Source organism: Rhodococcus sp. F64268 (assembly GCF_023015605.1).
Taxonomy (GTDB): Bacteria; Actinomycetota; Actinomycetes; order Mycobacteriales; family Mycobacteriaceae; genus Rhodococcus.
The window spans coordinates 764,232-789,142 of the sequence record NZ_JALKAI010000002.1; the positions used below are offsets into that span (position 1 = coordinate 764,232).

At 64.6% G+C, this 24,911-nt stretch carries 24 protein-coding genes; 4 read left to right on the top strand and 20 right to left on the bottom strand.

The annotated features are described in order from the left end of the window. Window positions 1–68: 68 nt before the first annotated feature. From MWU77_RS07895 to MWU77_RS07950, 12 genes are all read right to left on the bottom strand, one after another. A complete protein-coding gene (locus MWU77_RS07895; protein WP_169687317.1) occupies window positions 69–839 on the bottom strand; it encodes an SDR family NAD(P)-dependent oxidoreductase in 771 nt (256 codons plus the stop codon). 12 nt (window positions 840–851) lie between these two features. Further along, on the bottom strand, window positions 852–1,691 hold the full coding sequence (locus MWU77_RS07900) for a mycofactocin-coupled SDR family oxidoreductase (RefSeq protein WP_169687318.1): 840 nt from the start codon (window positions 1,689–1,691) through the stop codon (window positions 852–854). A gap of 48 nt (window positions 1,692–1,739) precedes the next feature. Further along, window positions 1,740–2,627 carry a DUF6282 family protein gene (locus MWU77_RS07905; RefSeq protein WP_247273361.1) on the bottom strand — a complete coding sequence of 296 codons (888 nt, stop codon included), beginning with the start codon at window positions 2,625–2,627 and terminating at the stop codon, window positions 1,740–1,742. A 75-nt stretch (window positions 2,628–2,702) separates the two neighbouring features. Further along, window positions 2,703–3,992, bottom strand: coding sequence for a C4-dicarboxylate ABC transporter substrate-binding protein (locus MWU77_RS07910; protein ID WP_247273362.1), 1,290 nt, complete (start codon window positions 3,990–3,992; stop codon window positions 2,703–2,705). 130 nt (window positions 3,993–4,122) lie between these two features. Then, on the bottom strand, window positions 4,123–4,923 hold the full coding sequence (locus tag MWU77_RS07915; RefSeq protein ID WP_169687321.1) for an SDR family NAD(P)-dependent oxidoreductase: 801 nt from the start codon (window positions 4,921–4,923) through the stop codon (window positions 4,123–4,125). A 12-nt stretch (window positions 4,924–4,935) separates the two neighbouring features. Continuing rightward, window positions 4,936–6,039 (bottom strand): acyl-CoA dehydrogenase family protein, encoded by a 1,104-nt coding sequence (locus MWU77_RS07920; protein ID WP_169687322.1) that lies wholly within the window; start codon window positions 6,037–6,039, stop codon window positions 4,936–4,938. Window positions 6,040–6,078: 39 nt separating this feature from the next. Then, a complete protein-coding gene (locus tag MWU77_RS07925) occupies window positions 6,079–7,338 on the bottom strand; it encodes an acyl-CoA dehydrogenase family protein (protein WP_169687323.1) in 1,260 nt (419 codons plus the stop codon). Between the two features lie 2 nt (window positions 7,339–7,340). Then, complete coding sequence (locus MWU77_RS07930; RefSeq protein WP_247273363.1) at window positions 7,341–9,788, bottom strand: CaiB/BaiF CoA-transferase family protein; 2,448 nt, start codon at window positions 9,786–9,788, stop codon at window positions 7,341–7,343. Window positions 9,789–9,828: 40 nt separating this feature from the next. Next, window positions 9,829–9,969: a hypothetical protein gene (locus tag MWU77_RS07935; protein ID WP_169687325.1), complete on the bottom strand. Its 141-nt coding sequence runs from the start codon at window positions 9,967–9,969 to the stop codon at window positions 9,829–9,831. A gap of 42 nt (window positions 9,970–10,011) precedes the next feature. Further along, window positions 10,012–10,161: a desulforedoxin gene (locus tag MWU77_RS07940; RefSeq protein ID WP_169687326.1), complete on the bottom strand. Its 150-nt coding sequence runs from the start codon at window positions 10,159–10,161 to the stop codon at window positions 10,012–10,014. 242 nt (window positions 10,162–10,403) lie between these two features. Then, window positions 10,404–11,912, bottom strand: a complete 1,509-nt coding sequence (locus tag MWU77_RS07945) for a TRAP transporter large permease (RefSeq protein WP_169687327.1) — start codon at window positions 11,910–11,912, stop codon at window positions 10,404–10,406. Continuing rightward, on the bottom strand, window positions 11,909–12,514 hold the full coding sequence (locus tag MWU77_RS07950; protein ID WP_247273364.1) for a TRAP transporter small permease: 606 nt from the start codon (window positions 12,512–12,514) through the stop codon (window positions 11,909–11,911). The genes MWU77_RS07945 and MWU77_RS07950 overlap by 4 nt, the downstream gene beginning before the upstream one ends. A 379-nt stretch (window positions 12,515–12,893) precedes the next feature. Here MWU77_RS07950 and MWU77_RS07955 point away from each other — a divergent pair, with 379 nt between their 5' ends. Together MWU77_RS07955 and MWU77_RS07960 are read left to right on the top strand one after the other, a co-directional pair. Continuing rightward, window positions 12,894–13,352, top strand: coding sequence for a Zn-ribbon domain-containing OB-fold protein (locus MWU77_RS07955; RefSeq protein WP_247273365.1), 459 nt, complete (start codon window positions 12,894–12,896; stop codon window positions 13,350–13,352). A gap of 2 nt (window positions 13,353–13,354) precedes the next feature. Next, window positions 13,355–14,542: a hypothetical protein gene (locus tag MWU77_RS07960; RefSeq protein WP_247273366.1), complete on the top strand. Its 1,188-nt coding sequence runs from the start codon at window positions 13,355–13,357 to the stop codon at window positions 14,540–14,542. A 61-nt stretch (window positions 14,543–14,603) separates the two neighbouring features. Here the strand turns inward: MWU77_RS07960 and MWU77_RS07965 are convergent, their stop codons facing one another. From MWU77_RS07965 to MWU77_RS07980, 4 genes are read right to left on the bottom strand one after another with little or no spacing between them, the layout of a single operon-like run. Next, the gene (locus MWU77_RS07965) at window positions 14,604–15,896 is read right to left on the bottom strand and encodes an acyl-CoA dehydrogenase family protein (RefSeq protein ID WP_247273367.1); all 1,293 of its coding nucleotides are present in this window, start codon (window positions 15,894–15,896) and stop codon (window positions 14,604–14,606) included. A gap of 38 nt (window positions 15,897–15,934) precedes the next feature. Then, on the bottom strand, window positions 15,935–16,720 hold the full coding sequence (locus tag MWU77_RS07970; RefSeq protein ID WP_247273368.1) for an SDR family NAD(P)-dependent oxidoreductase: 786 nt from the start codon (window positions 16,718–16,720) through the stop codon (window positions 15,935–15,937). Beyond that, on the bottom strand, window positions 16,717–17,811 hold the full coding sequence (locus MWU77_RS24945; protein ID WP_169687332.1) for a zinc-binding dehydrogenase: 1,095 nt from the start codon (window positions 17,809–17,811) through the stop codon (window positions 16,717–16,719). Before MWU77_RS24945 ends, MWU77_RS07970 begins: the two co-directional genes overlap by 4 nt. A 12-nt stretch (window positions 17,812–17,823) precedes the next feature. Further along, a complete protein-coding gene (locus MWU77_RS07980; RefSeq protein WP_247273369.1) occupies window positions 17,824–19,314 on the bottom strand; it encodes a class I adenylate-forming enzyme family protein in 1,491 nt (496 codons plus the stop codon). A 256-nt stretch (window positions 19,315–19,570) separates the two neighbouring features. Here MWU77_RS07980 and MWU77_RS07985 point away from each other — a divergent pair, with 256 nt between their 5' ends. Both MWU77_RS07985 and MWU77_RS07990 read left to right on the top strand, forming a co-directional pair. Then, the gene (locus MWU77_RS07985; RefSeq protein WP_374229828.1) at window positions 19,571–20,647 is read left to right on the top strand and encodes a phosphotransferase family protein; all 1,077 of its coding nucleotides are present in this window, start codon (window positions 19,571–19,573) and stop codon (window positions 20,645–20,647) included. A 26-nt stretch (window positions 20,648–20,673) separates the two neighbouring features. After that, window positions 20,674–21,591, top strand: coding sequence for an enoyl-CoA hydratase (locus MWU77_RS07990; protein ID WP_374229829.1), 918 nt, complete (start codon window positions 20,674–20,676; stop codon window positions 21,589–21,591). 8 nt (window positions 21,592–21,599) lie between these two features. Here MWU77_RS07990 and MWU77_RS07995 read toward each other — a convergent pair whose 3' ends face one another. The 4 genes from MWU77_RS07995 to MWU77_RS08010 all read right to left on the bottom strand — a co-directional run bounded on the left by MWU77_RS07995 (window position 21,600) and on the right by MWU77_RS08010 (window position 24,909). Then, a complete protein-coding gene (locus tag MWU77_RS07995) occupies window positions 21,600–22,013 on the bottom strand; it encodes a DNA-binding protein (RefSeq protein WP_169687336.1) in 414 nt (137 codons plus the stop codon). Window positions 22,014–22,091: 78 nt separating this feature from the next. Beyond that, on the bottom strand, window positions 22,092–23,354 hold the full coding sequence (locus MWU77_RS08000) for a C4-dicarboxylate ABC transporter substrate-binding protein (RefSeq protein WP_247273370.1): 1,263 nt from the start codon (window positions 23,352–23,354) through the stop codon (window positions 22,092–22,094). An 11-nt stretch (window positions 23,355–23,365) separates the two neighbouring features. Continuing rightward, window positions 23,366–24,427: an LLM class flavin-dependent oxidoreductase gene (locus MWU77_RS08005; protein ID WP_169687338.1), complete on the bottom strand. Its 1,062-nt coding sequence runs from the start codon at window positions 24,425–24,427 to the stop codon at window positions 23,366–23,368. Beyond that, on the bottom strand, window positions 24,424–24,909 hold the full coding sequence (locus tag MWU77_RS08010; RefSeq protein ID WP_247273371.1) for a Zn-ribbon domain-containing OB-fold protein: 486 nt from the start codon (window positions 24,907–24,909) through the stop codon (window positions 24,424–24,426). The genes MWU77_RS08005 and MWU77_RS08010 overlap by 4 nt, the downstream gene beginning before the upstream one ends. Window positions 24,910–24,911: the final 2 nt, after the last annotated feature.

A 24,911-nucleotide genomic window follows, 5' to 3' on the forward strand; every position in this document is an offset into this window, starting at 1 on the left:
TCGGTTCTCGGGTGATACGTCGCCGAACATGTCCGACGAGACGATTCTGTCCGACGAGACGATCCTGCTTATTGTGCGGTGAGTCCACCGTCCGCGGTGACGGTCGAGCCCGTCATGTAGGACGACTCGTCGGAGATGAGGAACGCGATGATCGACGCCATTTCGTCGACCTCTGCGCGGCGTCCCAGGGGTGTCTGGGCCAGCGCCGTGCTGGTGACACCGCCCGCTTCCCGCGCCCGCTGCGCGAGCGGGGTGTCCACGACACCGGGGCACAGCGTGTTGGCGCGCACGCCCCGATCGGCGTATCCGACCGCGATGGACCGGGTCAGGCCCAGCACACCGGATTTCGACGCGTCGTAGCTGCATGTATTGGTGTTCGCGGAGATCAGCGAGGCCACCGATCCGATGGTCACGACGGACGAGCGCCGTTCTTTCAGCATGTGGTGCAGCGCCGCCCGCACCGACAGGAACGAGCCGGTGAGGTTGATACCGACCACGTCATGCCAGTCCTCGACCGACATTTCGTGTACCAGGGCAGATTTCGCGATGCCCGCGCACGTGACGATCCCGTCCAGTCCGCCGAGCCGAGTCGCAGCGTCGTCGATGGCCGGTCCCACTGAGTCGGGATCGGACACGTCCGCGCTCACTGCGACGGCCGTCGCGCCTGTACCGCCCACACCACGCAGTTCGGCGGCGAGCGCTTCGGCCGCTGCCGCATCGAGATCGAGCACTGCAACCGCAGCGCCCTCCTGCACGAGTCGTCGAGCGGCGGCGGCGCCGATACCGCCTGCGCCACCGGTGATGAGAACCTTGCGTCCTACGTTGCGTCCTTCAGTCATTCCCGTTACCTCTCAGCTGATGCGGAGACCGCAGTCGACAGGGATCGAGACACCGGTGACGTACCGGGCCTCTTCGGATGCCAGCCACAGCACGGCATTGGTGATGTCCTCGGGCTCCACCCACGCCATGTCCATGACGTTGCGCCCGCGTGCACGTGCGCGCAGATCCTCGATGGTCGGGTTCTCGAGGTCCGGGCAGAACACCCGCAACGTCGATTCACTGAAGAGCATGTCGGTCCCGACGTTGCCCGGATGGACCGCGTTCACGCGGATTCCCTGGCCGCCGTACTCGGCTGCGAGAGTCTGCATCAGACCGACCACGCCGTGCTTCGATGCGTTGTAGTGAGCGACGTTGCGCGAGCCGTTGTATGTGACGACCGAGCTGGTCAGCACGATCGAACCGCCACCGGTCCGGAGCATCTGCGGAATCACGGCCTTCGACGTCTTCCACACACCGGTGAGGTTGATGTCGATCATGTCCTGCCACTCGTCCTCCGTCAGTTCGACGGTGGGGCGGCAGCCGCAGACACCCGCGTTGGCACTGACGATGTCGATCCGGCCGAACTGCTCGACGCAGTCGGCCGCTGCGGCGTCGAGTCCGGCCTGGTCCCTGACGTCGACCTTGCGCGTGATGATCCGGCGTCCGGTCTTCTCCACGAGTCGCGCGGTTTCGGCGAGGTCTTCCTCCGACGCCATACCGTAGGTCAGCGAGGCGATGTCCTCGCATGCGTCGGTGGCATAGATGTCGGCACCCTCCTGCGCGAGCCGCAACGCGTGCGACCGCCCCTGCCCGCGGGCAGCGCCGGTGATGAAGGCGACCTTCCCGGCCACCCGTCCCTGAGTGTCGGTCATTACTCTGTCCTTCGAAATCGTAGTTGCCACTTGTTTCACGCCCTGCCGTCAGTCCATGCCCAGCAGGCGTGCCGGGTTGTCACAGGTCATGACCTTCAGGTCCGCTTCGTCGATGCCCTCGTCCCACAGTGCATTGACATACGAATGCAAACCGGCCGCGGGGTGCGGAATCTTCGTCGTCCATCCGTAGTCGGTCGCGAGCACCACCCGGGCGGGGTCGAGTCGTTTCAGCGCCGACACGACGCTCGCGAACGTCGACGGCTCGCCCATGCAGGTGTGGGCTGCGAATTCGATACTGGCGCCGAGGTCGGCCAGTTCGATCACCTCCCGCTCGGTGAGACGCGGGCCGGTCGTCGCATGCATCGCGTGGGTGACGAGAACGCGTCCCTTCGACGCGCATTCTCGTGCGACGGCGAAATGTTCGGCGGTCGATACGTGTCCGGTCGCGAGGACAGCGTCATACTGGGTGATCAGGTCGAGGATCGTGCGCACCTCGGGAACGATCGCCCCGTCGGCGTCGATCACCCGGATCCCCTCTTCCTTCTCACCGAAGAAGGCCTTCACCTTCGCCGGTGCATCCTGCTCCGACGACAGCGTGGGTAGCCAGACGACCTGCGCGCCCGCACGCAACGCGCATTCGACGGCGTGCGGGTTCAGGCCTCCGACAGGATGATCGAGGCAGATTCCTCCGATCGACCGGACTTCGGGGACGGCCACATTGGCGAGATGTGCAGCGACCGTCGACGGAAATTCATGTGCTTTCAACACGAGCGCTCGCATACCGTGGTCGGCGGCCTCTCGCGCTGCCTCGACCGGGTCGACGCTGTGCGGCGTCTTGGCTGCCATCTCCACGAGCGGCTCCGGACCGAAATGGCAGTGCATGTCGATCGCACCGTCGAGTGCGATTGCGGCCGTGCCGGAATGACGTTCGGTCATGGTGTATCCCTTGATGCAGAAACGTTCCGGAGGAGGCGCAGGGGGGCAACTCCTCCGGAACGTGGTCGGCGAATGTCAGGACGGGCGATGAGGCAGGTAGATCTCCTCGTAGACCCGCTCGATGTACGGGGCGATGTCGATCTTGCCTGGCGTGTACCAGGTGGCGAAGCCGTTGTAGTCGGTTTCGTTGGTGTAGCCGAGCTCAGTGATGGTCTGGCTCCACTTGTCGGCGCTCTCACGCACCGACGTGACGAATCCGGCGCCGTCACTCAGACCGCTGTTACCCGCGATCGCGTCGACGATCTTGTTGTTCGCATCCTGCACCGCGGTACGCGCGTCGTCGGCGAACGGCTCGATGGATCCGCCGTACTGCTGGATGTCCTTGACGGAATCGACGGTGACGGGCCAGATCTTGCCCTCGATGCTGCCGGTCATGAACGCGTCGAGGCGATCCCACATGAGCTGCTGCGCCACGAGCGGAAGCGATTCCCACACATCGAGGTTCATCGCCATGTTGCCGCTCGGCACTGCGAGGCCGGCTTCCGGGTCGATCACCGTCTGCGGTGCAACTTCGAGGATGCCGCCGATCTGGGCAGCCGCGGGGCTGAGCATCGAGCAGTCGATGACACCGCGCTGCAATGCCTCGTAAGCCTCGGTGTAGGCAACGGACGTCGGGGTCGCACCGAGAGCGGAGACCTGCTGGTTACCTGCGGTGCTGCCGACAGAAATGCTGCGACCCTGGTAATCGGGAAGCGCGACGCGCTTGTCGGAGCAGAACAGCGCGTTCATACCGGCGTTATAGGCGGGAAGCATCAGCTTCATGCCCTTGTCTTCGAACTCGGAGACGATCTCGGGGGTGTTCAGGGCGACGTCCGCCGGCCACGCATTCGACTGGAGAACGCCGGTGACAACGCTCTGGTCGGACAGCACGCTGGCGTCGAGCAGAGCAGATGTCGCCGGGAACTCCTGCGGTTCGTACACAGCGAGGACCTGTCCGATATCGAGTCGGCCGTCGACGATGGCGTTGTCGATCTCGGTGGACTTGGCGATCGCGTCGGAGTAGGCAATGTCGAATGTGATCTTGCCGTCTGACCATTCCTCGACGGCCGAGGTGTAGGCGTCGATGAACGCGCCGCCGGTGGATCCCTGCGTGCTGGGCGACTGTGTGTGCAACACAATGGGGTCCACGTCTGCGAATGCCGCCTGGTATTCCTCCATCGTCGCACCGAACGCGACACCCTCACCGCCTCCGTTGGTGTCACCGCCACCGGATGAGGTTTCAGCGCACCCGGCGAGCAGCAACGCTCCTGCCGTCACGAGGACGCCGGCGCGAGGCAGCAGGCGTGCCCGGGAGAATGTGACCACTTCGGAACTCCTTCGTCAGGATCGACCGCAAGATCCGGTGATACCGACCTTCTCGGATACTCCACTCGGAGTGATCACCCTCACGGTTATGGTGTTAATCATGCGACTGAATTAAGGAGATGTCAAGGCCTCATTCTGCCGTGACCCCGCCGTCGACGAGAATGGCCTGACCCGTCACGTACGACGCATCCGGTGACGCGAGAAACGCTACTACCGAAGCGATTTCCTCAGCCTCGCCGTACCGTCCGAGAGGAACGCTCAGCGGCTTCGAAGGATTCTTCACCGTGCCGGTCGTCGGCACGATGGCCGCGGTATTGGCACTGAGGTTGGTACGGACAGCCCCGGGGCAGACGCTGTTCACCCGGATACCCTGCGGCGCGTACTCGACAGCGAGCGTCTGCGTCAGCATCTTCACCCCGCCCTTCGACGCGCGATACGGCGCGAGGCCGCCTTGCGTCGCGATGAACGACGACGTCGACCCGCAGGTCACAACGGAGCCACCGCCCCGGCGCAGCAGCGAGGGCAGCGCACTGCGAACGGTGAAGAACGTGCCGGACAGATTGATGTCGAGAACCCCGTACCAATCGTCACGTGTGACTTCATGACTGTCCAGACGCGCACCGCTGACGCCTGCCGCGGTGAAGACCACGCTGATCTCCCCGAGCTGTGACACGACGGCCGCCACGATCTCGTCCATCGCCTTGTCGTCACGGACGTCCGCGGCAAACGCGACGGCCGTACCGCCCGCCTCACGAATCTGCGAGGCAGTGACCTCCGCATTGTCGACATTGACGTCGACGACCGCGATCGCGGCACCTTCCTGCGCGAGCCGGATCGCCGAGGCCGCCCCGATTCCGGAACCGCCCCCCGTCACCAGCGCAACGTCGCCTTCGAGGCGGCGCATCGTTGTGGTCGGTATCGTTGTGGTCATCTCCCGCTCCCCTCAGATTCCGACCAGATCGGCCAGCATGTCGTTGTGGTGCACCTTGCTTCCGAACAGCGGCTCGATCGATTTCGCTCGACGGAAGTACAGATGCGGATCGGCTTCCCACGTGAATCCGATGCCACCGTGGACCTGAATGTTCTGGGATGCACACAGTGTGAGGCACTCCGAACCCTGCGCCTTCGCCATCAGCGCGGCGAGCCTGAAGTCTTTCGACTCGCCCGCCGCGGACATCGACGCGAACATGACCGTGGCCTCCGCCGAGTCGATCGCGATCGCCATGTCGGCGCACTTGTGTTTGATCGCCTGGAACGATCCGATGGGCCGATTGAACTGCACGCGCTGCTTCGCGTAGTCGACCGCCATGTCGAGGATGGCCTTCGAAGACCCGATGGCCTCGTTGGCCAGCAGGATTCGAACGAGGTCGACGACACGGACGATTGCCGCGTGATCGGAGCCCAGCAATCGAGCGGGGGCACCGGCGAGTTGCACGGACGCGAGGGGGCGCGTCAGGTCGAGAGTCTCACGCGATTCGATCGTCACACCGGACGCAGTAGCGGCCACCACGTACAACCCGATCTCGTTGCCGGACGGGGTCACTGCAGGCACGACCAGCAGATCAGCGGTGTGCCCGAATGCCACATAGTCCACACGCCCTGTGAGTGTGTGCGTATCGCCTTCGGCCGACGCGCGCACGGCCGCACCGTCCACCTCGAGGTCGCGGTTGCTCGACAACGCCAACGTGCCGATGGTCTCGCCGGACGCCAGCCCCGGAACCAGCTCCTCCTGCTGCGCCGCGGAACCCAGCCCCCGGATGGCCTCCATTGCACCGATCGTCGTGATCACGGGTACCGGTGTCAGTGCGCGTCCGAGTTCTTGTACCACCACGCATGTTTCGAGAAGACTGAAGCCGCTCCCTCCCAGCTCTTCGGGGACGTGGATACCCGGCACCCCCATATCGGAGGCGAGCAACTGCCAGGTCGACGAATCGTATCCGCGGGTTTCGGCCACCTGGCGCACCCTGGTGAGCGGTGCACGTTCCGACAGGAGTTTGCGCAAGGACCCGCGGAATTCTTCTTGGTCCTCGTTGAATTCGAAGTACACGATAGTTCCGTTCTGCCGTAGATCGGCGGAGATCTCGGATCAGGCAGTCTTGCGTCGCCCGATGTCCTGGAACGGGCCGCTGTCGAGCCTCGGCTCCTTGGGGAGACCCAGCAGTTGCTCGCCGATGATGTTGCGCTGAATCTGCGAGCTACCGCCGTAGATCGTCGCCGCGCGCGCGTAGAGAGCGATGTCGTTCCAGCAGCGCGAGGAGTTCTCGGTTCCGGGCGCAGGGGTGACCAGAATGCCGTTGTTCCCCTGCCCTTCCGGTGTCAACGCTTCGAGTCCCAGGATTTCGAGTCCGACCTCGGTGTAGCGCTGGAAGAACTCGGCCCAGTAGATCTTGGAGAACGAGCCGTCAGTACCGGGGCGCCCGCCTTCGAGCAGCTTCGTAAGCGCACGGTAACCGCGGAAGCGCATCGTCTGCACCCGCTGCCAGCACCACGTGAGTTCCTGACGGATGTGTGGATCGGTGGTGAGTCCTCGCTCGCGGGCGAGTTCGATGAGCCGGTCGACCTCGCGTCCGAAACGCACCGCGTCGGTCGTCGCGCGCACTCCACGTTCGAATCCGAGGAGCGTGTTGGCCGTGTGCCAGCCTCCGTTGACCTCGCCGAGCACATTTGCCGCGTCTGTGCGTGCGTCAGTGAAGAACACCTCGTTGAACGCGACATAACCTGCGGCGTTGAGGATCGGTCGTACCTCGACGCCGGGTTGGTCCATCGGGACCAGCAAGAACGACAGGCCCTTGTGCTTGACGGCCGTCGGATCTGTACGGCAGATCGCGAAGATCCAGTTCGCGCTGCTGCCCGCGGAGGTCCACGTCTTCTGGCCGTTGATGACCCATTCGTCGCCGTCGAGCACGGCACGCGTTCGCATGCCCGCCAGATCGGATCCTGCCTCAGGCTCCGAATACCCTTGGCACCAGCTGATTTCGCCGGAGAGGGTCTTCGGAATGAAGTATTCCTTCTGCTCCTCGGTGCCGAGCACAGCCAGTGTGTTGCACAGCAGCTTGATACCGAGCGTGTCGTTCTCGGTGCCTTCCGGAACTCCGAGGCGCATCAATTCCTCGTTGAGCACGACCTGCTCGATGTCGGACAGTCCGCCGCCGCCGTATTCACGGGGCAGGGACACCGCGAGCAGATCGTTGTCGGACAGGACTTTGCGCCACGACTTCAGGAACTCCTCCTGCTCGACTCCGGGGAGGGCGCCGATCCCCTTCCAGTCGTCCGGCAGATTCGATTCGAGAAGTTCACGGAGCGATGCGCGGTACTGCTCCGCTTCCGGCGGATACGTGATGTCCATGGTCAGTCTTCCTTCGCTGCTGCCGTGGGCAGTGCTTGATCGGACGGCAGTGCACACACGGACGCCATGAGTGAGGTCACCTCGTCGGAGGTGTAGCCGAGCTCGGTGAGGATCTCGCGCGAGTGCTCACCGAGCGCCGGCGCACCCCCCTTGAACGCGCCGGGGGTGTCGGACAGGTGCATGACCATGCCGACCTCACGGCACCAGCCGTACTCGGGGTGATGATGCTCGACGACCCGATTCGAGTCGAGAGCCCATTCCTCCCAGAGCAGTTCGGGCATGATCGGGTAGTCGAGGGGGATCTCGACGGGCACCGAGTTGTTGTCGAGGAGTTTGAAGGCGCTCTCGCTGTCCAGGCCGGCGAACAGATCGGTCAGGGTCTCCGCGAGCGCATCGGCATTCGCCGAGCGGTCGGTATGCGTCGTGAAACGCGCGTCCGTGGCCAGTTCCGGGCGGCCGAGCGCCTCGACGAGGCGCACGAAAGCCGCGTTGCCGAACACTGCGATCGCGATCCACCCGTCATTCGTGCGGTACAACCGGTAGAGCGGCGACCATCCGGTCTGGTCTGCATCGAGTTCGTGTGCGGGAATCGCTTTCCCGTCGAGTGTCGCGGAGTGCTCACTGACGACGAACAAGCTCGAGTGCAGCTGCGGGCTCTCGACGGATTGCGTCTCCCCTGTGTTGAGGCGGTGATTGAGGGCCAACAATACCGTGACTGCGCCGAGGAATCCGTTGTACAGATCTTCGTTGCCGATGACACGGCGGATCGGAAGATTGCCCCTGCCCGATCCTTCGAAGTTGAGGCCGACCATGCCGGACACCATCGGCGCGAACGACTTGAGGCTCGACTTCGGTCCGGCCGAACCGAATCCGGGAAGGTACGCGTAGATGACGTCGGGATTGATCGCCTTCAGCGTCTCGTAGCCGAGGCCGATCTTCTCTGCTTTACCGGGTCGGTAGTTGTGCATCACCACGTCGGCTTCTGCAACGAGACGGTGCGCGATCTCCTGTCCCTCGGGCTTCCGCAGATCCAAGGCAATGTTGCGCTTGCCGCGGTTGGCGCCTTCGAACAGGTCGCCGAGCGGGCGCATCTGATCGCCGATGAGCGGCTCGATCTTGATGACCTCGGCACCGAGGTCGGACAGCAGACGTGCACCGAATCCGGTGGCGAAGTAGGAGCTGAAGTCGAGGATCTTCACACCCTGCAGCGGGCGCGTCACCTTCTCGGAGTTGTCCGGCAGGGGTGCCCAGACATCGGAGCGAGCGATCTCGTCCGTGCGGGAGTTGTGCTCACCGACCTTCGGCGCGGGCACCGGGGTCGCAGGCTTCGATTTCTCGAAGCGGATCACCGGGCCGACCTGCTGGATCGTGCCGTAGTCCTCGTCGGGCAGTTCGATCGGCACGCCCGCGAACTGAACCTGGTCGTCGGCAAAGATGTCTTCGGGATGGTTGAGTGGCAGCGCAGCGATGTCGTCCGCGTGCAGCATTTCGAGCCATTCGTCCCTGTTGCGCTGCTTGAATGCCTGGGGAACCTGGTTGCGCGCGATGTCGAGTTCGACCTCGTCGAGCGGTACGGCCATTTCGGGACCGTCGATCGTCTGTGTGCGGTCACCGAACCCGAGGATGTCCATCGTCCGCTTGTATGCACCGGGGCCCCCGGTATGGACGACGAGCCACTTGCCGTCGGCGCACTGGAAGGGATCGGTGATCAGACGCTTGTTGCCGAAGCCCTTCTGGGTGCCGCTGCGAGCGAGGTAGGAGATGTCCTTCTCGTTCCACCACCAGTTCATCGACGCGATCGCGAGCATGCCATCGAGCAGGGAGGTGTCAAGTTTCTGGCCGGCGCCGTTGATCTTCCGCGCGCGCAACGCCGACAGGATGCCGATCGTGGTGATGAACGCGGTGCCGTAGGAGACGGTCGGGTGACCCATGAAGATGGGCCCGTCGCGGTGACCCTCCTGCTCGGCCATCTGCCCGAGACGGGCATTGAGCAGAGCCTCGTAGCCGGGCCGCTCGGCGTGGGGACCGACGTTGCCGTATCCGGTCACCGACACGTAGACGAGTTCGGGGAACTGCGCGTGCAGCTCGTCGTAGCCGAGCCCCAGTGCGTCGGCTTTACCCACACCGAACGACTCGACGAGCACATCGGCGTTCGCCACGAGACCGCGGATGATCGCGCGTCCCTCGTCGGTGTGCGGATCCGCCTCGACACTCCACTTGCCGCGGTCGGTCGACTTGCGGATGTTCGCTCCAGCGTCGGGACCCCCGCCCGGACGCTCGACCTTGATGACGCGGGCACCGTAGTCTGCCAGCATCATCGTCGAAACGGCAGCCGGCATGCCCCAGCTCGCATCGATCACTACGAGTCCGTCGAGTGGACCAGCCATTGCGCGCTCCTTCTTCTCACACGATGCCGCGCCGTACGCAGCCAGGGTTTCGTCGGTGTCCATTGGACGTCGGTGTCCGCCGAACAGACAGGATCGAGTAGTCCTAGTCGGACGAGGGCAGAGGCTTCGCCGTGACGAGCTCCATGGGAGCGCCGTGGCAGGCGAATTGCCCCTCGCCCTTCTTGACGCAGATGATCTGGGTTTCGCAGGTGGCGCACGTGTAGCGCTTACCGACCTCGTTCATGTGAACTCCTGGGATGTGGTGATGGCAACGTGGTCCGGTCGGCTATCGACCGAACGTGACCTCGAGGGGTGCGCCGCAGCAGTTCAGCGACGAGCCACCGGCCTTGGTGACAATTGCTTCTGAGCCGCAGTTGTTGCAACGCAGACGGTTGCCGTTCGAGGCTTCGGTTCCCTCGGTGTTCTGTGCACTCATGTCCACTCCTTCGCCGTGTGATGGGTTCGGGGAGACGAGTATGCGCCTACGCCCCGGGTGAACGTTACTTAGTTCACTATAATGATGTTCATAGATTAGGGCAAGCGTTCTCGGGTCGCGCTTTCCGAACCGACTCAGAACCCGATGACCCGGCTCAGAACCCGATGACGACGCCCCCGCGACGGCGCCCCTCGAGGCCACCGTATGCGAGGGCGTCGACACACCCAGTGTTACGACTGCCCTCAGCCGCCGCTGGAACGGTCGGGCAGGAACGTCGAGATCTCCGGGAAGAAGATCAGGATCAGGACGACCACGATGGCCATCGGCAGGAACCACGCAGCGGCGACGAATACGTCCTTGAGCGGAATATCCTTGCCCAGGTTCACCTTCGGATCCTTGACGATCGAGTGGACGATCATCGCCAGGATGCCGACCGGCGGCGAGAGGATCGCGAGCTCACCCATGAACACGACGAAGGCACCGAACCACAGCATCGAGATGTCGAGACTCTCGAGCGTCGGGATCAGGATCGGCACGGTGAGCACCATCATCGGCAGCGGATCCATAAAGGCGCCGAGGATCAGGTAGACCACCATCATCAGCAGGAGGAACTCGACCCGCCCGAGGTTCATATCGGTGATCAGATCGGCGAACCCGTTGCTGATGCCGGTCAACGTCATCATCCGGGAGAGCGCCTCGACACCGACCAGCAGGAGGAAGACCGCACCGACCGTCGAGACGGTACCGATGGAACCGTCGAGGAGCGCGCGACTCGCGCCGCCGGTCTTGCGCCTCCAGATGAAGACCACGCCGACCGAGCAGAGTGCGGCGACCGCGCCGGCCTCGGTGGCGGTGAAGAGGCCCGAGAACATTCCACCGATGATCACCGCCACCAGGACCGGAATCGGCCAGATGGACACGAGGCTCTTGAACCGGGTACTCCATGAGACGCTCGACGCCTCGATGCGGCTTTCCTTCGTCCCCGCAACGTCCTTGGCGAAGACGGCAATCAGGATGATCGCCACCGTGAACATGATCGAGACGAGGATTCCGGGGCCGATACCGGCGAGCAGCGCCTTACCGACCGGAACCTCGGCGATGCCCGCGTACAGGACGAGCAGGATACTCGGCGGGATCAGCTGGCCGGGCAGACCGGCGACCAACACCGCACCGACCGCAAGTCGTCGGTCGTATCCGGCCTTGAGCATCTCGGGGATTCCGATGCGGCCGAGAGCATAGGTCGTCCCGGTCGTGGACCCACTGACCGCAGCCAGTCCGGAGCCGGCGATGTTCGTGCCGACCGCCAGGCCGCCCGGAAGCCAGCCCAACCACTGTCGGGCAGCGGTATAGAGCGAATCGGTCATGCCGGAGCGCCACAGCAACAGACCCATGAGCACGAACATCGGCACGACGCTGAGGGTCCAGCTCGCCACCTCGTCGTAGGGAAGTGACGTGAGCGCACTCGTCACCGTCCGCTCGCCACGCATCGCGTAGAGCCCTGCGAACGACGGGACGATCATGGTCAATGCCACCGGAACCCGCAGGCACAGCAGCGTAATCATCATCACGATCGACGCGCAGCCGATCGCGACCGGCGTCAGCGGCATGAATATCGCGGCAGTCGACCCCAGTAGCAGCACCATCAAGGCACCGAACAACACCCATGAACGGGTCGAAAACTTGTTGCTGGGGCCGACAACCGGCGGGGTGGGATTCGGGTCCCGAACTTCTGCGGTGGTAGTGGTAGTCATTTGCTCTCCGAATTCGGCGCAGTTGCGGCAGTGGCGGACACACCGTTTTCTTCATCGATCTCGTCGGTGATGCGGGCTACCTCGGCGTCGGTCGCGTCGACCGAATCCTCCCCGCCGCGGAGGGCACGCACGCCCGCGAAGGCGAACTGCACACACAGGACGCCGAAGGCGATGGGAACGAGGAAGTACACGGGCCATGCCACGACGGTCGACACGCCCGCGGTCTTTCCGATGTCTCGCGAGTGGAGAGCTTCTTCGAGGCCGAACCATGCGAATCCGAAGAACACCACGACACCGAGCATGTACCCGAAGAACAGCACCGCTCGTCTGACCCGCGTGGGGAAGTAGTGAGCCACGAGGTCCGCGACGATGTGCTCCCCCCTGGCCTGCGCCGCCATGAAGCCGAGCAGGGCGATGATCGGGACGTAGATGTACTGGGTGATCTCGAGCGTGTTCGGGATGGGCGACGACGCGAACGCTCGCATGAGCGCGTTCGCCGTCACATGGATCATCATCACGAAAAGCACGATGACTGCAGGTATCTCGATGAGCAGCAGTAACCGACTGCTCGGCTTGCTGGAAGCGCTCGGGGATGCGCTCATGTCAACTCCGCTGGTATGAGGGGGTGGGGCGGCGTGAAGTGACGCCCGAAGGTCATGTGGTGAGTAGCTGGACAAGCGCGGCGAGTGCGTCGCCGACTCGTCCGGAGTCGACATCGTCGACCCTGACGTCGGACTCAACACTGCGGTGCGCCATGATTTTCGCCTGCCTGTCGTGACCTACATCACTCTCGGGTCATATCATTCGCCTAGATTGCGGGAGAGTCAAGCTTTCATGCGAATGATTTGCCTAAAATCCTGTTAGCGACGGCCTATCCCTCCTCGCAGAGGGTGAAACTTGACGAGGCCGAGACCGGCGTCACAGAATCACAATAGATGATCACCATTATTCGCAATAGATGTCAATGTCGAGCGAGGACCGATGCCCCCAACTGACGCTGCAGCCGAAACCCCACGCAGGCCGTTACCTCTGGCAGACGAGACCACAGCCCCTTTCTGGGACGCCGCGCGAGAACACCGCCTGACGGTGCAGCGTTGCGATTCGTGCGCCCGCTACCAGCACCTCCCGCTGGGCTTCTGCCCCGTATGCGGCACCGCCGAGCTGTCCTGGAAAGACGTATCGGGCCGAGCGAAGCTCTACTCCTACACCGTCATGCACGACGCACCGGCACCCGGCTTCGCCGGACACTTGCCGTACATCGTCGCCGTCGCAGAACTCGAGGAGCAGGAGAACCTGCTGATCACCACCAATCTTGTGGACGCCGACCCTGCCGATCTGTCGATCGGGCTCCCTCTGGAAGTGACCTTCGAAGAACTGGCGCCCGGCGATGTCGTGCCGCAATTCCGTGTCTCGCCCGAGACCCGACACAGGAGCAGCTGATCATGTGGGAGTACCGCGATCAGGTCGCGATAGCCGGAATCGGCTACACCGAACTCATTCGACGCAACCCGCGCAACCTGTTGTCGCTGACGGTCGAGGCCACGGACGCAGCACTCACCGATGCCGGTCTGACCCGAGCCGACGTCGACGGCCTCGCGACCACCCCGACAATGCCGGTGTACGGTGGCGACAAGGGTAACCAGGACGGCATCGATGTCGTCACTCCGGGACACCTCGCCGGAGCGCTGAGAATCCGCGACAACCTCTCATGGCTCGGCAACACCATGCCGATGGTCACCCACGCCGCCATCGACGCGATCAACGCACTCGTCGCAGGCACCTGCACGCACGTCGTCCTCTATCGCGCACTGCACATGCCGCAGGGACGGTACTCGAACTTCACGTCCGCGCGAGCCGGCGGCAAAGACCAGTTCTTCGCGCCGTACGGCTTCTCGATGCCTGCGGGCTGGGCTGCGACCGTCGCGCGCCGCTACCTCGACCTCGCCGGTGCGACACGAGAATCGTTCGCGCGCTTCATTGTCGACAATCGCGAACGCGCACACCTGAACCCGAATGCGTTCTTCCGAGGCAAGACCCTGACGACGGACGAGTACCTGTCGTCACGCATGATCGCCGATCCCATCACCATGCTGGACTGCGACCTACCCGTCGACGGCGCCGTCGCCATGGTCCTCACCCGCGCCGACCGCGCCCGCGACCTACGCAATCCTCCCGCGTTGATCTCGGGCTACGCCGCGAGCAACCACATCGGCGTCACCGGTGTACCCATGACTTACGAAGACATCATCGCCGGGTCGGAAACGACGGGTGAGCGACTCTGGACCGCTGCCGGGATCAACCGCGACGACATCGACATCGCCCAGTTGTACGACGGATTCTCGATTTTCACGTACACCTGGCTCGAAGGTCTGGGATTCTGTGGACGAGGAGAAGCCGCGTCCTTCATCGACGAGGGGAATGCCCGCCCCACCGGGACGCTGCCGCTCAACACCGGCGGCGGGTGCCTGGCCGAGGGTCGGCTGCACGGCATGACACAGCTCACCGAAGCGGCCTATCAGGTGACCGGCCGGGCCGGAGAGCGTCAGATTCCCGACGCGAAGCGGTCCGTCGTCACCGTGTCCAACGGACTGGCAGGGTCGACCGCGTTCGTCATCTCGGCAGACCACTGACAGAGCACACGAGCAGGGGGCCGGAACCACGGGTCCCGGTCCCCTTGCTCGAACCACTGCTTCAGTCTTCGAGACCCGCCAGTTGCGCCGCGAACTTGCGCCGCGCGTGTTCCTCGAGCCCGGGCAGGTGGTAGCTGGGGAACAGACCGTCATGCGGCGTGGCGTCGCGCAGCAACTGACGGGCAAGACCCACCTTGTGGATCTCGGTGGCGCCGTCGGCCAGACCCATGTGGTAGCTCTCGAACAGCCACTTACCCAACGGAAGTTCCTTCGACACACCCAGCGAACCGTGCAGCTGGACCGCGCGGGAGGTGACGTCGAGCAACACCTTCGGCATCGCGGCCTTGACCGCGGCGATGTCCTTGATGACCTTCTTGTATTCCTTGTAGTGATCGATCCGCCATGCGGTGCGCAGCACCAGCAGGCGGAACTGCTCGATCTGCAGCCACGAATCGGCGATCATCTCCTGCACCATCTGCTGATCGCCGAGACGCTTGCCGCGCGTCGTACGCGACACGGCGCGCTCGAGCATCATGTCGAGCGACGCCTGCACCAGTCCGACCGTGCGCATCGCGTGGTGGATGCGACCGCCGCCGAGACGGGTCTGCGCGACCTCGAACCCCTGCCCGACCCCACCGAGGATGTGGTCCTTCGGGATCCGGACATCGGTCCACCGTGTGTAGGCGTGGGTGCCGACCTCGTAATCGTGACCCCACACCCCGGTGTTCCGGACGATCTCGAGCCCAGGGGTGTCGGCCGGCACGATGAACTGCGACAGGCGCTTGTGCGGCTCGGCGTCGGGGTCGGTGACCGCCATGATGATGTAGAACGACGCGAAGCGCGCGTTGCTGCCGAACCACTTCTCGCCGTTGATGACCCATTCGTCACCGTCGAGGACGGCCGTGGTCTCGAACTCGACGGGATTCGACCCGCCCTGAGGTTCGGTCATCGCGTAGCACGAGACGATCTCGTTGTTGATCAGCGGCTCGAGATACCGCTCTTTGAGTTCGGGTGTCCCGTAGTGGGCGAGGATCTCGGTGTTGCCCGAGTCCGGTGCCTGCGCACCGAACACGATGGGGCCCGAGTGGGTGCGCCCGACGATCTCGTTGAGCAGAGCAAGTTTGAGCTGCCCGAATCCCTGGCCGCCGAGATCCGGTCCGAGGTGCGTCGCCCACAGGCCCTTCTCCCGCACCTTGTCCTGCAGCGGCGGGATCAGTTTCTGACGCAGCGGGTCCTTCAGGTCCCACGCGTGGGTGATGACCTTGTCGATGGGCTCGACCTCGTTCTTCACGAAGTCCTCGGCCCAGTCGAGGACCTTCTGGTACTCGGGATCTGTCTCGAAACCCCAGCTCATGCACGTTCCTTTCTCGAAAAGTATTCGGCGTGTACGGCTCAGCGCATCGCGGTGCGGCCGCCGTCGACCGGGATGATCGCGCCGCTGGTGTACGTGGAGCCGGGACCCGCGAGGTAGAGCGCGGCGCCGATGATCTCGTCGGGGTTACCGGCGCGCTGAAGCGGAAGTGTCTTGAACTTCTCCGCCACGACGTCCATGTCCCACGACTTGCTGATATCGGTCAGGAACGGTCCTGCCATGATCGCGTTGACGCGCACCGTCGGCCCGTACTCCTGCGCGAAGCCCTTGGTGATGATGTTCAGTCCGGCCTTCGCCGCCGCGTACGGGAGGTCGCTCGGCGTGGGCCGCTCCGAGGCGATGGAACTGATATTGATCACCGAACCGCCGCCGGCCTCGACCATGCGCGGGGCGATCAGCGTCGTCAGCCGGAATGCTCCCTTGAGATTGACGTCGAAGACCTTGTCGAACAACGCTTCCGTGATGCTGCCGAGCGAATCGTAGAGTGGCGACATGCCCGCGTTGTTGACGAGGATGTCGACGCGGCCGAATTCCGCGTACACCTGCTCGACGAGGGCTTCCTGTGCGTCCCAGTCGCCGACATGGCATGCGACCGGAAGTGCCTTGCGTCCGGTGGTTTCGGCAACTTCGGAGGCGAGCTTCTCGCAGCTGTCGATCTTGCGGCTGACGATGACGGTGTCTGCGCCGGCTTTCGCGAATGCGAGCACCATTTCCCGGCCGAGGCCGCGGCTTCCGCCGGTGACGAGCGCGACCTTGCCTTGCAGTGGCAGTGCCTGAGCAGCCGACGGCAGTGTCTGGTCGGTCATCGTGTTGCCTCCTTGTCGGGCGAGATCGTCCCGCCGGATTCGCTGGTCTTGCAGTCTTTCTCGACGTGATTGCCAGTGAGCGGCACGACGGCTTTGCCGGTCGCGGTGCCGTCGAGCATGCCGAGAAACGCGTCCCACGCGCCCTCGATACCGCCCCCGAACTCCGTCTGCACGGGGCGGACCGCGCCGATGTGAAGCCACTCGGCCATCCGGTTCTCGAATTCTTCCCGCGCGTCGAGGTGGTCGCGGAGCAGGAATCCCTCCATCCGGGCGCGGCGCCAGACGAGTTTGATGAGGTTGTTCGGGCCCGGCTGCGGGGTCGCGGAGTTGTAGATGCTGATCATCCCGCACAGCGCGATCCGCGCGTGGTCGTTGATCACCCGGACAGCAGCCTCGAGGTGCTCGCCTCCGACGTTGTCGAAGTAGACGTCGAGTCCGGTCGCTCCCACCTCTGCCATCGCGGCGCGGAGCAGGTCCTTGACCGAACCGTCGTGGTAGTCGAATGCGGCATCGGCGCCGAGCCTGCGGACCAACTCGACCTTCTCCGGGCTACCCGCGCTACCGATCACCGTGGCACCCCGCAGTTTTGCGATCTGCACCACGGTGGACCCGACTGCACCGGCCGCCGACGACACGAACACCACGTCGCCCGACTCGATGCGGGCGATTCGCTCGCACCCCACCCACGCCGTCATTCCGGGGATGCCCATGGGGCCGAGATGGTCGGCGGGCGCGAGGTCGTCGTGCAAAAGCACGGTGCATTCACTCGCCGGCACCAATGCGTGCTCGCGCCAACCGTACTCGTGCTTCACGAGGGTGCCGGCGGGGATCGACTCGTCGGCCGACGCGGTGACGCGACCGATCGTGGGGGCGAGCATCGGCTCGTCCAGCGGATACGGCTCGGCATAGGTGGCCTCACCGCCGATCCTGCCGCGCATGTACGGCTCGACCGACATCACGAGATTCTGCACTCGGACGAAACCCGGCTCGGGCGAGCCTACGGCGACGTCGACGAGTTCGACATCGGATGCGCTCGGGCGGCCCGTCGGCCGGGATCGGAGCACCCACTGGCGGCTGGGGATGGAAGACACGGACCCTCGCTCTCAGGCGGATTCGGCAGTGACCTGTGTGACCAGATCACGACGCACGAGCTTGCCGGTGGCGGTCTTGGGCAGTTCATCGACGAACACGACGTCGTCCGGTGTGCGGGATCCGCGCAGTCGCTCGCGGCACCAGGCGCGCACCGCTTCCGGCTCGGCATGGGTGTCGTCGACGGGCACGATGACGGCGCAGATGCGTTCGCCCCATTCGTCGTCCGGGACGCCGATCACGGCGACCTCGCGGACGTCGTCATGGCGAACCAGGACGTCTTCGATCTCGGCAGGAGCGATGTTCTCGCCACCGCGGATGATCGTGTCGTCTGCGCGACCGCCGATGAACAGGAACTCGTCCTCGATCCGGGCACGGTCGCGGGTGGGGAACCAGCCGTCGGCGTCGAGCACCGAGCCCTTGCCCATGTATTCGCCGCTGACCTGCGCCCCGCGGACCCACAGCAGCCCGGTGTCGCCGTCGGCGAGCACTGTGGTGTCGTCTTCCGCACGGATCTGCGCCTCCATGCCGGGCACGATCCGCCCGACGGAGGACAGCCGATGGCGCAGTGCGGGATCTGCGAGTGCCTCGCGGTGGTCATCGGGTCCGAGCACCGCGATCGTCGAACTGGTCTCGGTGAGGCCGTAGGCGTTGACGAAACCGGTGTCCGGGAAAGCAACGAGGGCGCGTTCGAGAACGGGCTGCGCCATCCGCGCTCCACCGTATGCGAGCGACGCCAGCTTCGGAGCGCCCGCGGATTCCCCGCCGAGGTGGTCGACGACGCGGGCGAGCATCGTGGGCACCACCATCGCGCTCGTGACCGCCTCCTCGCGGACGAGATCGAGCCAGTGCTGCGGGGTGAAATCGGGCAGGTACACCATGCGACGCCCGGCGTAGATGTTGCTCAGCACCGCGCCCATCCCGGCGATGTGGTAGGGCGGTGTACTGATCAGTGTTGCCTGTTCCTCACCGGCAGAGCCGAATTCGACGGTGTTGAACAGATACGACGTCAGGTGGTGGTGGCGGAGCAACACACCTTTGGGGGCGGAGGTGGTGCCGGAGGTGAACAGGACGACCGCGGTGGCGTCGTCGTCGGCCGGCAGGTGATCGGATGGCCCGGCGGCCCGTGCGGCGTCGAAGAACTCGTCGGTGGTCAGCAGGTGCCCCGCTGCGCCTTCGAGCTTGTCCTTGTAGGCCGGATCGGCGACGATCAACGGCCTTTCGAGCTGTGCGACGAGGTCGCGAAGCTGTTCGGTCGCGAGCCGGTAGTTCAGGGGCGCGATCGGGATGCCCGCCTTCGCCGACGCGAACGTGAGGACGGGCAGGATGGGCCCGTTGACTCCCACGAACACCAGGTGCGCTGCCCCGCGTTCCTTCAGGACCGTCGCGCCACCCGATGCGATTTCGTCAAGCCTGGCGTAGGTCAGCCCCGACTCGCGGCGGCCGATCGCCACGCGGTCCGGAACGACCGAGGTCGCCATGTCGAGAACCATTTCGATACCCATTGCACCACCTGAAGGAGAACGATTCGCTGCCAACCGGTCCGCTGTCGCAGCAACCGGGCGCCGTCCTCGGACTCTAACAATCATGCGCCTGAATGTGAAGCTAATCATGACAATGGTTTGCACGAATGTGTAGAGTGCCGTGAGAGTGGCCCCGGTCACCCACAAGTACATCCGATTCCGCGGGCGGACCCATGGCACGTTCGAAGTACAACAGGCACCGCCCGGGGAACACGATCGAAGACACGAGGTGAACCCGATGAGCGATCGGGACATGGTGGACGGCGAGACGGCGGACACCGACATGGTGGATATCGCGGCATTGACGTCCTGGCTCGACAGCAAAGGTGTCGGCACCGGACCGATCACCGATGTCGTCGCACTGACCGGCGGAACCCAGAACATCCTGGTCCGCTTCGTCAGGGACGGCCACGAGTACGTGTTCCGCAGGCCGCCGCTGCACAAACGCAGCAACAGCGACGAGACCATGCGCCGGGAAGCGCGGATCCTCACCGCACTCGCAGACACCGACGTCCCCCACCCGCGCCTCGTTGCGGCATGCGACCACCCCGAGATCATGGGTTTCACCTTCTTCGTCATGGACGCGATCAGCGGCTTCACCGCCACCACCGAGGTGCCCGAGCCACACGCGTCGTCGGCGGACCTACAGCACGCGATGGGGCTGGCCATGGTCGACGCCGCCGCCGCGCTCGGCCGCGTCGATCCCACAGCGCTTGGGCAGACGCAGGTCGATCGCGCCGACGGCTGGATCGACCGGCAGGTCGGACGCTGGCGCAAGCAACTCGATTCGTACCACGAACTCGACGGCTGGCCCGGACCCGATCTCGACGGAATCGACGAACTCGGCGCATGGCTCGACGCGCACCGCCCCACCGAGTGGAACAAGGGCGTCATTCACGGCGACTTCCACTTCGGCAACGTCATGTTCCGGCACGACAGTCCCGACGTCGCCGCGGTCGTCGACTGGGAGCTCGCCGCGATCGGCGATCCGCTGCTCGATCTCGGACACCTGCTGGCCACCTGGCCCGACCCGAACGAGCCTCGCACGAAGGGGCTGGCCCGCCGGCTCGACGGCCTGCCGTCCCGCAACGAGCTCATCGCACGATACGGCGAGGAGAGCGGCCGCGACATGACCGGATTCGACTGGTATCAGGTACTGGCCTGCTACCGCCTCGCCATCATCCTCGAGGGCACACATGCCCGCGCATGTGCAGGCAAGGTCGACGAGGCACTCGGGAAGCACTTCCACAGCGTGTCCCAGGCCCTGCTCGACCAGGCACGCGCACTCGTCTCCACATCACCGCAGGCCGTCTGAGCCTGTTCCAGGAAGGACTCTCCCCCGTGACCACTGACCCCCGGGCCACCACCGAATACAAATACCTGCAGTACGAGACCCACGACGACGGCACCATCGTCCGCATCGTGCTCGACCGCGTCAAATACCGCAACGCCCAGAACCGCGGGCTCCTCGTCGAACTCACCGCCGCATTCCTGCGGGCCGAGGCCGACGACGACGTGCGCGTGGTGATCCTCGCCGGCAACGGCCCGGTCTTCTCCTCCGGGCACGATCTCGGCAGCCCGGACTACCAGGCCGAACGCAACCCCGGCCCCGACCAGCACTGGTCGTACACTTGCACAGGCGGCACCAAGGACGCCGTCGAGTCGCGCTTCCATCAGGAATGGCACTACTTCTACGAGAACACCCGTCGCTGGCGCGATCTCCGCAAGATCACCATCGCCGAGGTGCACGGAAACGTCTTTTCCGCGGCGCTGATGCTCACGTGGGCCTGCGATCTCATCGTCGCAGCGGAAGGCACCCAATTCGCCGACGTCGTTGCCACACGACTCGGCATGTGCGGGGTCGAATACTTCGGTCATCCTTGGGAATTCGGCCCGCGCAAGGCCAAGGAACTGCTCCTCACCGGCGACAGCCTCGACGCGGAGGACGCCCGCGCTCTCGGCATGGTAAGCAAGGTGTTCCCGGCGGACGACCTGACGGAGCGGACCCTGGAGTTCGCCCGTCGCATCGCCCAGGTGCCCACGATGGCGGCGTTGCTCGTGAAGGAGTCGGTCAACCAGAGCCAGGATGCGATGGGCTTCTCCAACGCACTCGACGCCTGCTTCACGATTCATCAGCTCAACCACGCCCAGTGGACCCACTTGTCGGGTGGCAAGGCCGTCGTGGGGACTCCGGAGCTAGGAATGCCCGACTGGAAGACCGCGCCCCCGATCAGGCGCGCGGATCCCTACACCCCCTGATCGCCCGGTCAGGAGTCAGTGCGCTTCAGCAGTCGTTCGTAACGCTGACGGGCAGCCTGGGTACTTCCAAGGCCGAGCCCGAACGCGATGTCCTGCCAGGTCATCCCGCGTTCACGGGCAATTCGGAGGACCAGCGCCTCCAGCTGGTCCATCTCCGCTCTGGCCTTCGGGATCAGACCGAGAGCAGCCGTGACGTCGGCGGCGTCCACGTCGGGTTCTTCAGGACCCGGCTGGTGGACGCCGCCGGCGAGCGCGGCGACGATGCGGATCGCGCCCAGCGGGTCGAGCATCTCCGGATGAGACTGGCGTGCACGCTGTTCCGCTGTGACCCCGTGGCGTTCGGCGATTCGGAACAGACCGGCGTACTCGCGGTGGGCACGTTCCCGACCGGGGTTCGGTGGAGTGAATTCATTCTCTGTCATACATACAGCGTGAGCCGTGAACGTCATGTTGTCAACTAATTGTTGCAAACATGTCGTTCACGGCTCATTGCGTGCTGTTCAGGAAGGGCGATGCTCGAGCAACACCTCGGCGAAGAGCTCGTCGACGAATGCCGTCGTGTCGAGCTTCTCGGGGCTGTACCACTCGGCAAATCCGGTGTAGTCCACGGTGTTCTCGTAACCCAGATCAGTCACTGTCGTCTTCCACTCCGCAGCAGAATCCCGCACTCGCCGAACAAACTCGTCGCCGCCCGGGGCCGTCTCCGCGAGCCCGTCCACGATCTCTTCGTTCTTCGCGGTCAACGCGTCACGGGCATCATCAGCGAACGGCTCGGCCGCCCCTCCGAATTGAGCGATGGTCGCAGATGCGTCGACCGTACCTTCCCAGATCTTGTTCATACTGCCCTCGACGAAGACGTCGAGACGATCCCACATCAGTTGCTGCGCGACCAGCGGAAGGTCCTCCCACACATCGGCGTTCATCGCCAGCGCACCCGAGGTGTTCACGAATCCCGCCTCGGGATCGATCGTGATGTGCGGCGCAACCTCCATGATGCCCGCGATCATGCCCGCGGTGAGGGTGGTGGCCGCGCACGCCGCGACCCCGCGCTGCAAACTCTCGTAGTACTCGGTATATCCGATCGACACAGGGTTGCCTCCGAGCGCGGAGACCTGGGTACCGAGCGTCGCCGAGCCGGACGCAATCGACTGACCTTTCAACTCGGCCAGATCATTTCGGGCCTGCGCGCAGATCAGTGCGATCGAACCCGAGTTGAACGACGGTATGAGAAGTTTCAGGTCCTGTTCCTCGTATTCGGAGATGAACTCCGGTGTCGAGAAGGCCACATCGACCGGCCACGCGTTCGATGACAGGCTCCCCACGACCACGCTGTTGTCCGACAGGACACTCGCGTTGTTGAGGGCGAAGGTGACCGGGTACTCCTGCGGTTCATACGCACCCATGACCTGGGCCAGGTCGAGCCGGCCGTCCTGCACCGCGTTGTCCGCTTCGGTCGGCGAGGCCACACCGTTCGAATAGACCATGTCGAATGTGATCTTGCCGCCCGACCATTCGGACACGGCTTCGGCGTACTTCTCGATATGCTGACCGCCCGATGCGCCCTTCGCCGCGGGAGACTGGGTGTGGATCACGATCGGGTCGACAGATTCGAACGCCTCCTGATACTCCTCGATACTCGCCCCGTACTCGACACCGGCACCACCGCCCTGCCCGCCGGCACCACCCGATTCGGCACAGGCCGTCAATACCGTTGCGCTCGCGGTGATACCCGCGACCGCACACGCAACCGATCGAAACCTCATGATCGACTCCCTCATTTCCTGATCGTTCCCGCCGATTGTTCCGAGATCGGGCCCAGCCGCGACTCGGCCGAGCCCCGGAGGCCTGACTTCTCGAGTTCGGGAAGGACCTCGGAGGCAAACAGTTCGAGGCTCCGCCAACCGATTTCGGGTGGGAGTCCACCCATCAGCGGCTGAAACATGAGTTCCGAATCATCGCCCCGTTCCCGTGCGAACTCCACGCACTGCTCGGGGGTGAGCACCACGAACTGCGGCTGCTTCTTCAGGTCTTCCACGGTCTCGACGTGTGTGTACCCGGTCGTCCCGACACCGCGCTCCTTCGCCCACTGCGCATTCATGTTGGTCGTGTACATCAGGTGCGGTGCGAGCAGTTCCCAATCGCCGTCGGGATCGTTGGTCACGTGCAGGAACAACGGGCCGGCCGGCGCGGGACGCGGTGGAATCGGAAGTCCCAGCTTCGTCCGCTCGGTGTCGTACAACTCGTACAGCCGCTCCTTCTCCGACCCGGCTGGCATGTAGTTGTCGCCGAGACGCGCTGCACGCGCCGCGGACGCATCGGCCGAGCCGCCGATGTAGATCGGGGGGCGTGATGGGCCGACGGGCGTGGGACGCACCCGTACCGTCTTCCCGCGGAACTCGAATTGTTCACCGGTCCAGGCTTTGTCGAGGGTCTCGACGACCTCTTCGAGAATGCGGACACGTCGCTTCATCGGCACGTCGAACATCTCGAATTCGTCGGGCCGGTAGCCGATCCCCATCGTCATCTCGACGCGACCGCCGCCACCGACGAGGTCGAGGGTCGCGAGGTCCTCGGCGAGCCGCAACGGATGATGCAACACCGCCACGAGCGCCGAGAAATGGACGTGGATCCGCTCGGTGCGCCCGAGCATCGCGGCGCCCAGGATCATCGGGGAGGCACAGTAGCCGTCTTCGGCGCCGTGGTGCTCAGCGATGTACACGGTCTCGAACCCGAGCGAATCAGCCCAGCCGGCCTGCTCGACCGCGGCCTGGTAGAGGTCGACGGCCGGAGCGCCGATCGCCGGTGCTCGCATGTCATAGCGCAGTGAGAGTCTCATCGCGAGTGCCTTTCTCGTTCCGGCCGGTCACGCTCGAGCGCGAAGGTCGGCAAGGTGTGGGTATCGAAGACCGTCGGAGACAGGACCACCCGGTCACCGATCCGTGGTGTGTCCGCGCCGTCTCCGATGAGGTCGGTCACGAGGCGTACACCTGGCGCGTCCTCGAACTCCACGAGTGCCACGGTGTACGGCGCGGTGGATCCCGACGGCAGGAACGCGCGGTGCACGGTGGTGAACGAGTAGATCACTCCTCTGCCCGCGACACCCGACCACTCGAATTCGTCGTCGTGACCGCACGGGCAGCCCGGTCCGGGGTACCAATGCCAGCGCCGGCATGCGCGACACCGCGGAAACACGAGTTCTCCGCGGCTCACTCCGTCCCAGAACGGTGCCAGTTCGGGAACATCGGTCAGTGGTGCGAAATCCGGTACCGATGCTGTGACGATCCCGGACGTGTCGGTGGAAGGTTCATTCTCGGTCACGT

Bases quoted from the DNA above. Each gene is read 5' to 3' on its own strand.
- MWU77_RS07895 (WP_169687317.1), bottom strand. From the start codon at position 839: ATGACTGAAGGACGCAACGTAGGACGCAAGGTTCTCATCACCGGTGGC.
- MWU77_RS07900 (WP_169687318.1), bottom strand. From the start codon at position 1,691: ATGACCGACACTCAGGGACGGGTGGCCGGGAAGGTCGCCTTCATCACC.
- MWU77_RS07905 (WP_247273361.1), bottom strand. From the start codon at position 2,627: ATGACCGAACGTCATTCCGGCACGGCCGCAATCGCACTCGACGGTGCG.
- MWU77_RS07915 (WP_169687321.1), bottom strand. From the start codon at position 4,923: ATGACCACAACGATACCGACCACAACGATGCGCCGCCTCGAAGGCGAC.
- MWU77_RS07925 (WP_169687323.1), bottom strand. From the start codon at position 7,338: ATGGACATCACGTATCCGCCGGAAGCGGAGCAGTACCGCGCATCGCTC.
- MWU77_RS07930 (WP_247273363.1), bottom strand. From the start codon at position 9,788: ATGGACACCGACGAAACCCTGGCTGCGTACGGCGCGGCATCGTGTGAG.
- MWU77_RS07935 (WP_169687325.1), bottom strand. From the start codon at position 9,969: ATGAACGAGGTCGGTAAGCGCTACACGTGCGCCACCTGCGAAACCCAG.
- MWU77_RS07940 (WP_169687326.1), bottom strand. From the start codon at position 10,161: ATGAGTGCACAGAACACCGAGGGAACCGAAGCCTCGAACGGCAACCGT.
- MWU77_RS07945 (WP_169687327.1), bottom strand. From the start codon at position 11,912: ATGACTACCACTACCACCGCAGAAGTTCGGGACCCGAATCCCACCCCG.
- MWU77_RS07950 (WP_247273364.1), bottom strand. From the start codon at position 12,514: ATGAGCGCATCCCCGAGCGCTTCCAGCAAGCCGAGCAGTCGGTTACTG.
- MWU77_RS07955 (WP_247273365.1), top strand. From the start codon at position 12,894: ATGCCCCCAACTGACGCTGCAGCCGAAACCCCACGCAGGCCGTTACCT.
- MWU77_RS07960 (WP_247273366.1), top strand. From the start codon at position 13,355: ATGTGGGAGTACCGCGATCAGGTCGCGATAGCCGGAATCGGCTACACC.
- MWU77_RS07965 (WP_247273367.1), bottom strand. From the start codon at position 15,896: ATGAGCTGGGGTTTCGAGACAGATCCCGAGTACCAGAAGGTCCTCGAC.
- MWU77_RS07970 (WP_247273368.1), bottom strand. From the start codon at position 16,720: ATGACCGACCAGACACTGCCGTCGGCTGCTCAGGCACTGCCACTGCAA.
- MWU77_RS07980 (WP_247273369.1), bottom strand. From the start codon at position 19,314: ATGGGTATCGAAATGGTTCTCGACATGGCGACCTCGGTCGTTCCGGAC.
- MWU77_RS07985 (WP_374229828.1), top strand. From the start codon at position 19,571: ATGAGCGATCGGGACATGGTGGACGGCGAGACGGCGGACACCGACATG.
- MWU77_RS07995 (WP_169687336.1), bottom strand. From the start codon at position 22,013: ATGACAGAGAATGAATTCACTCCACCGAACCCCGGTCGGGAACGTGCC.
- MWU77_RS08000 (WP_247273370.1), bottom strand. From the start codon at position 23,354: ATGAGGTTTCGATCGGTTGCGTGTGCGGTCGCGGGTATCACCGCGAGC.
- MWU77_RS08005 (WP_169687338.1), bottom strand. From the start codon at position 24,427: ATGAGACTCTCACTGCGCTATGACATGCGAGCACCGGCGATCGGCGCT.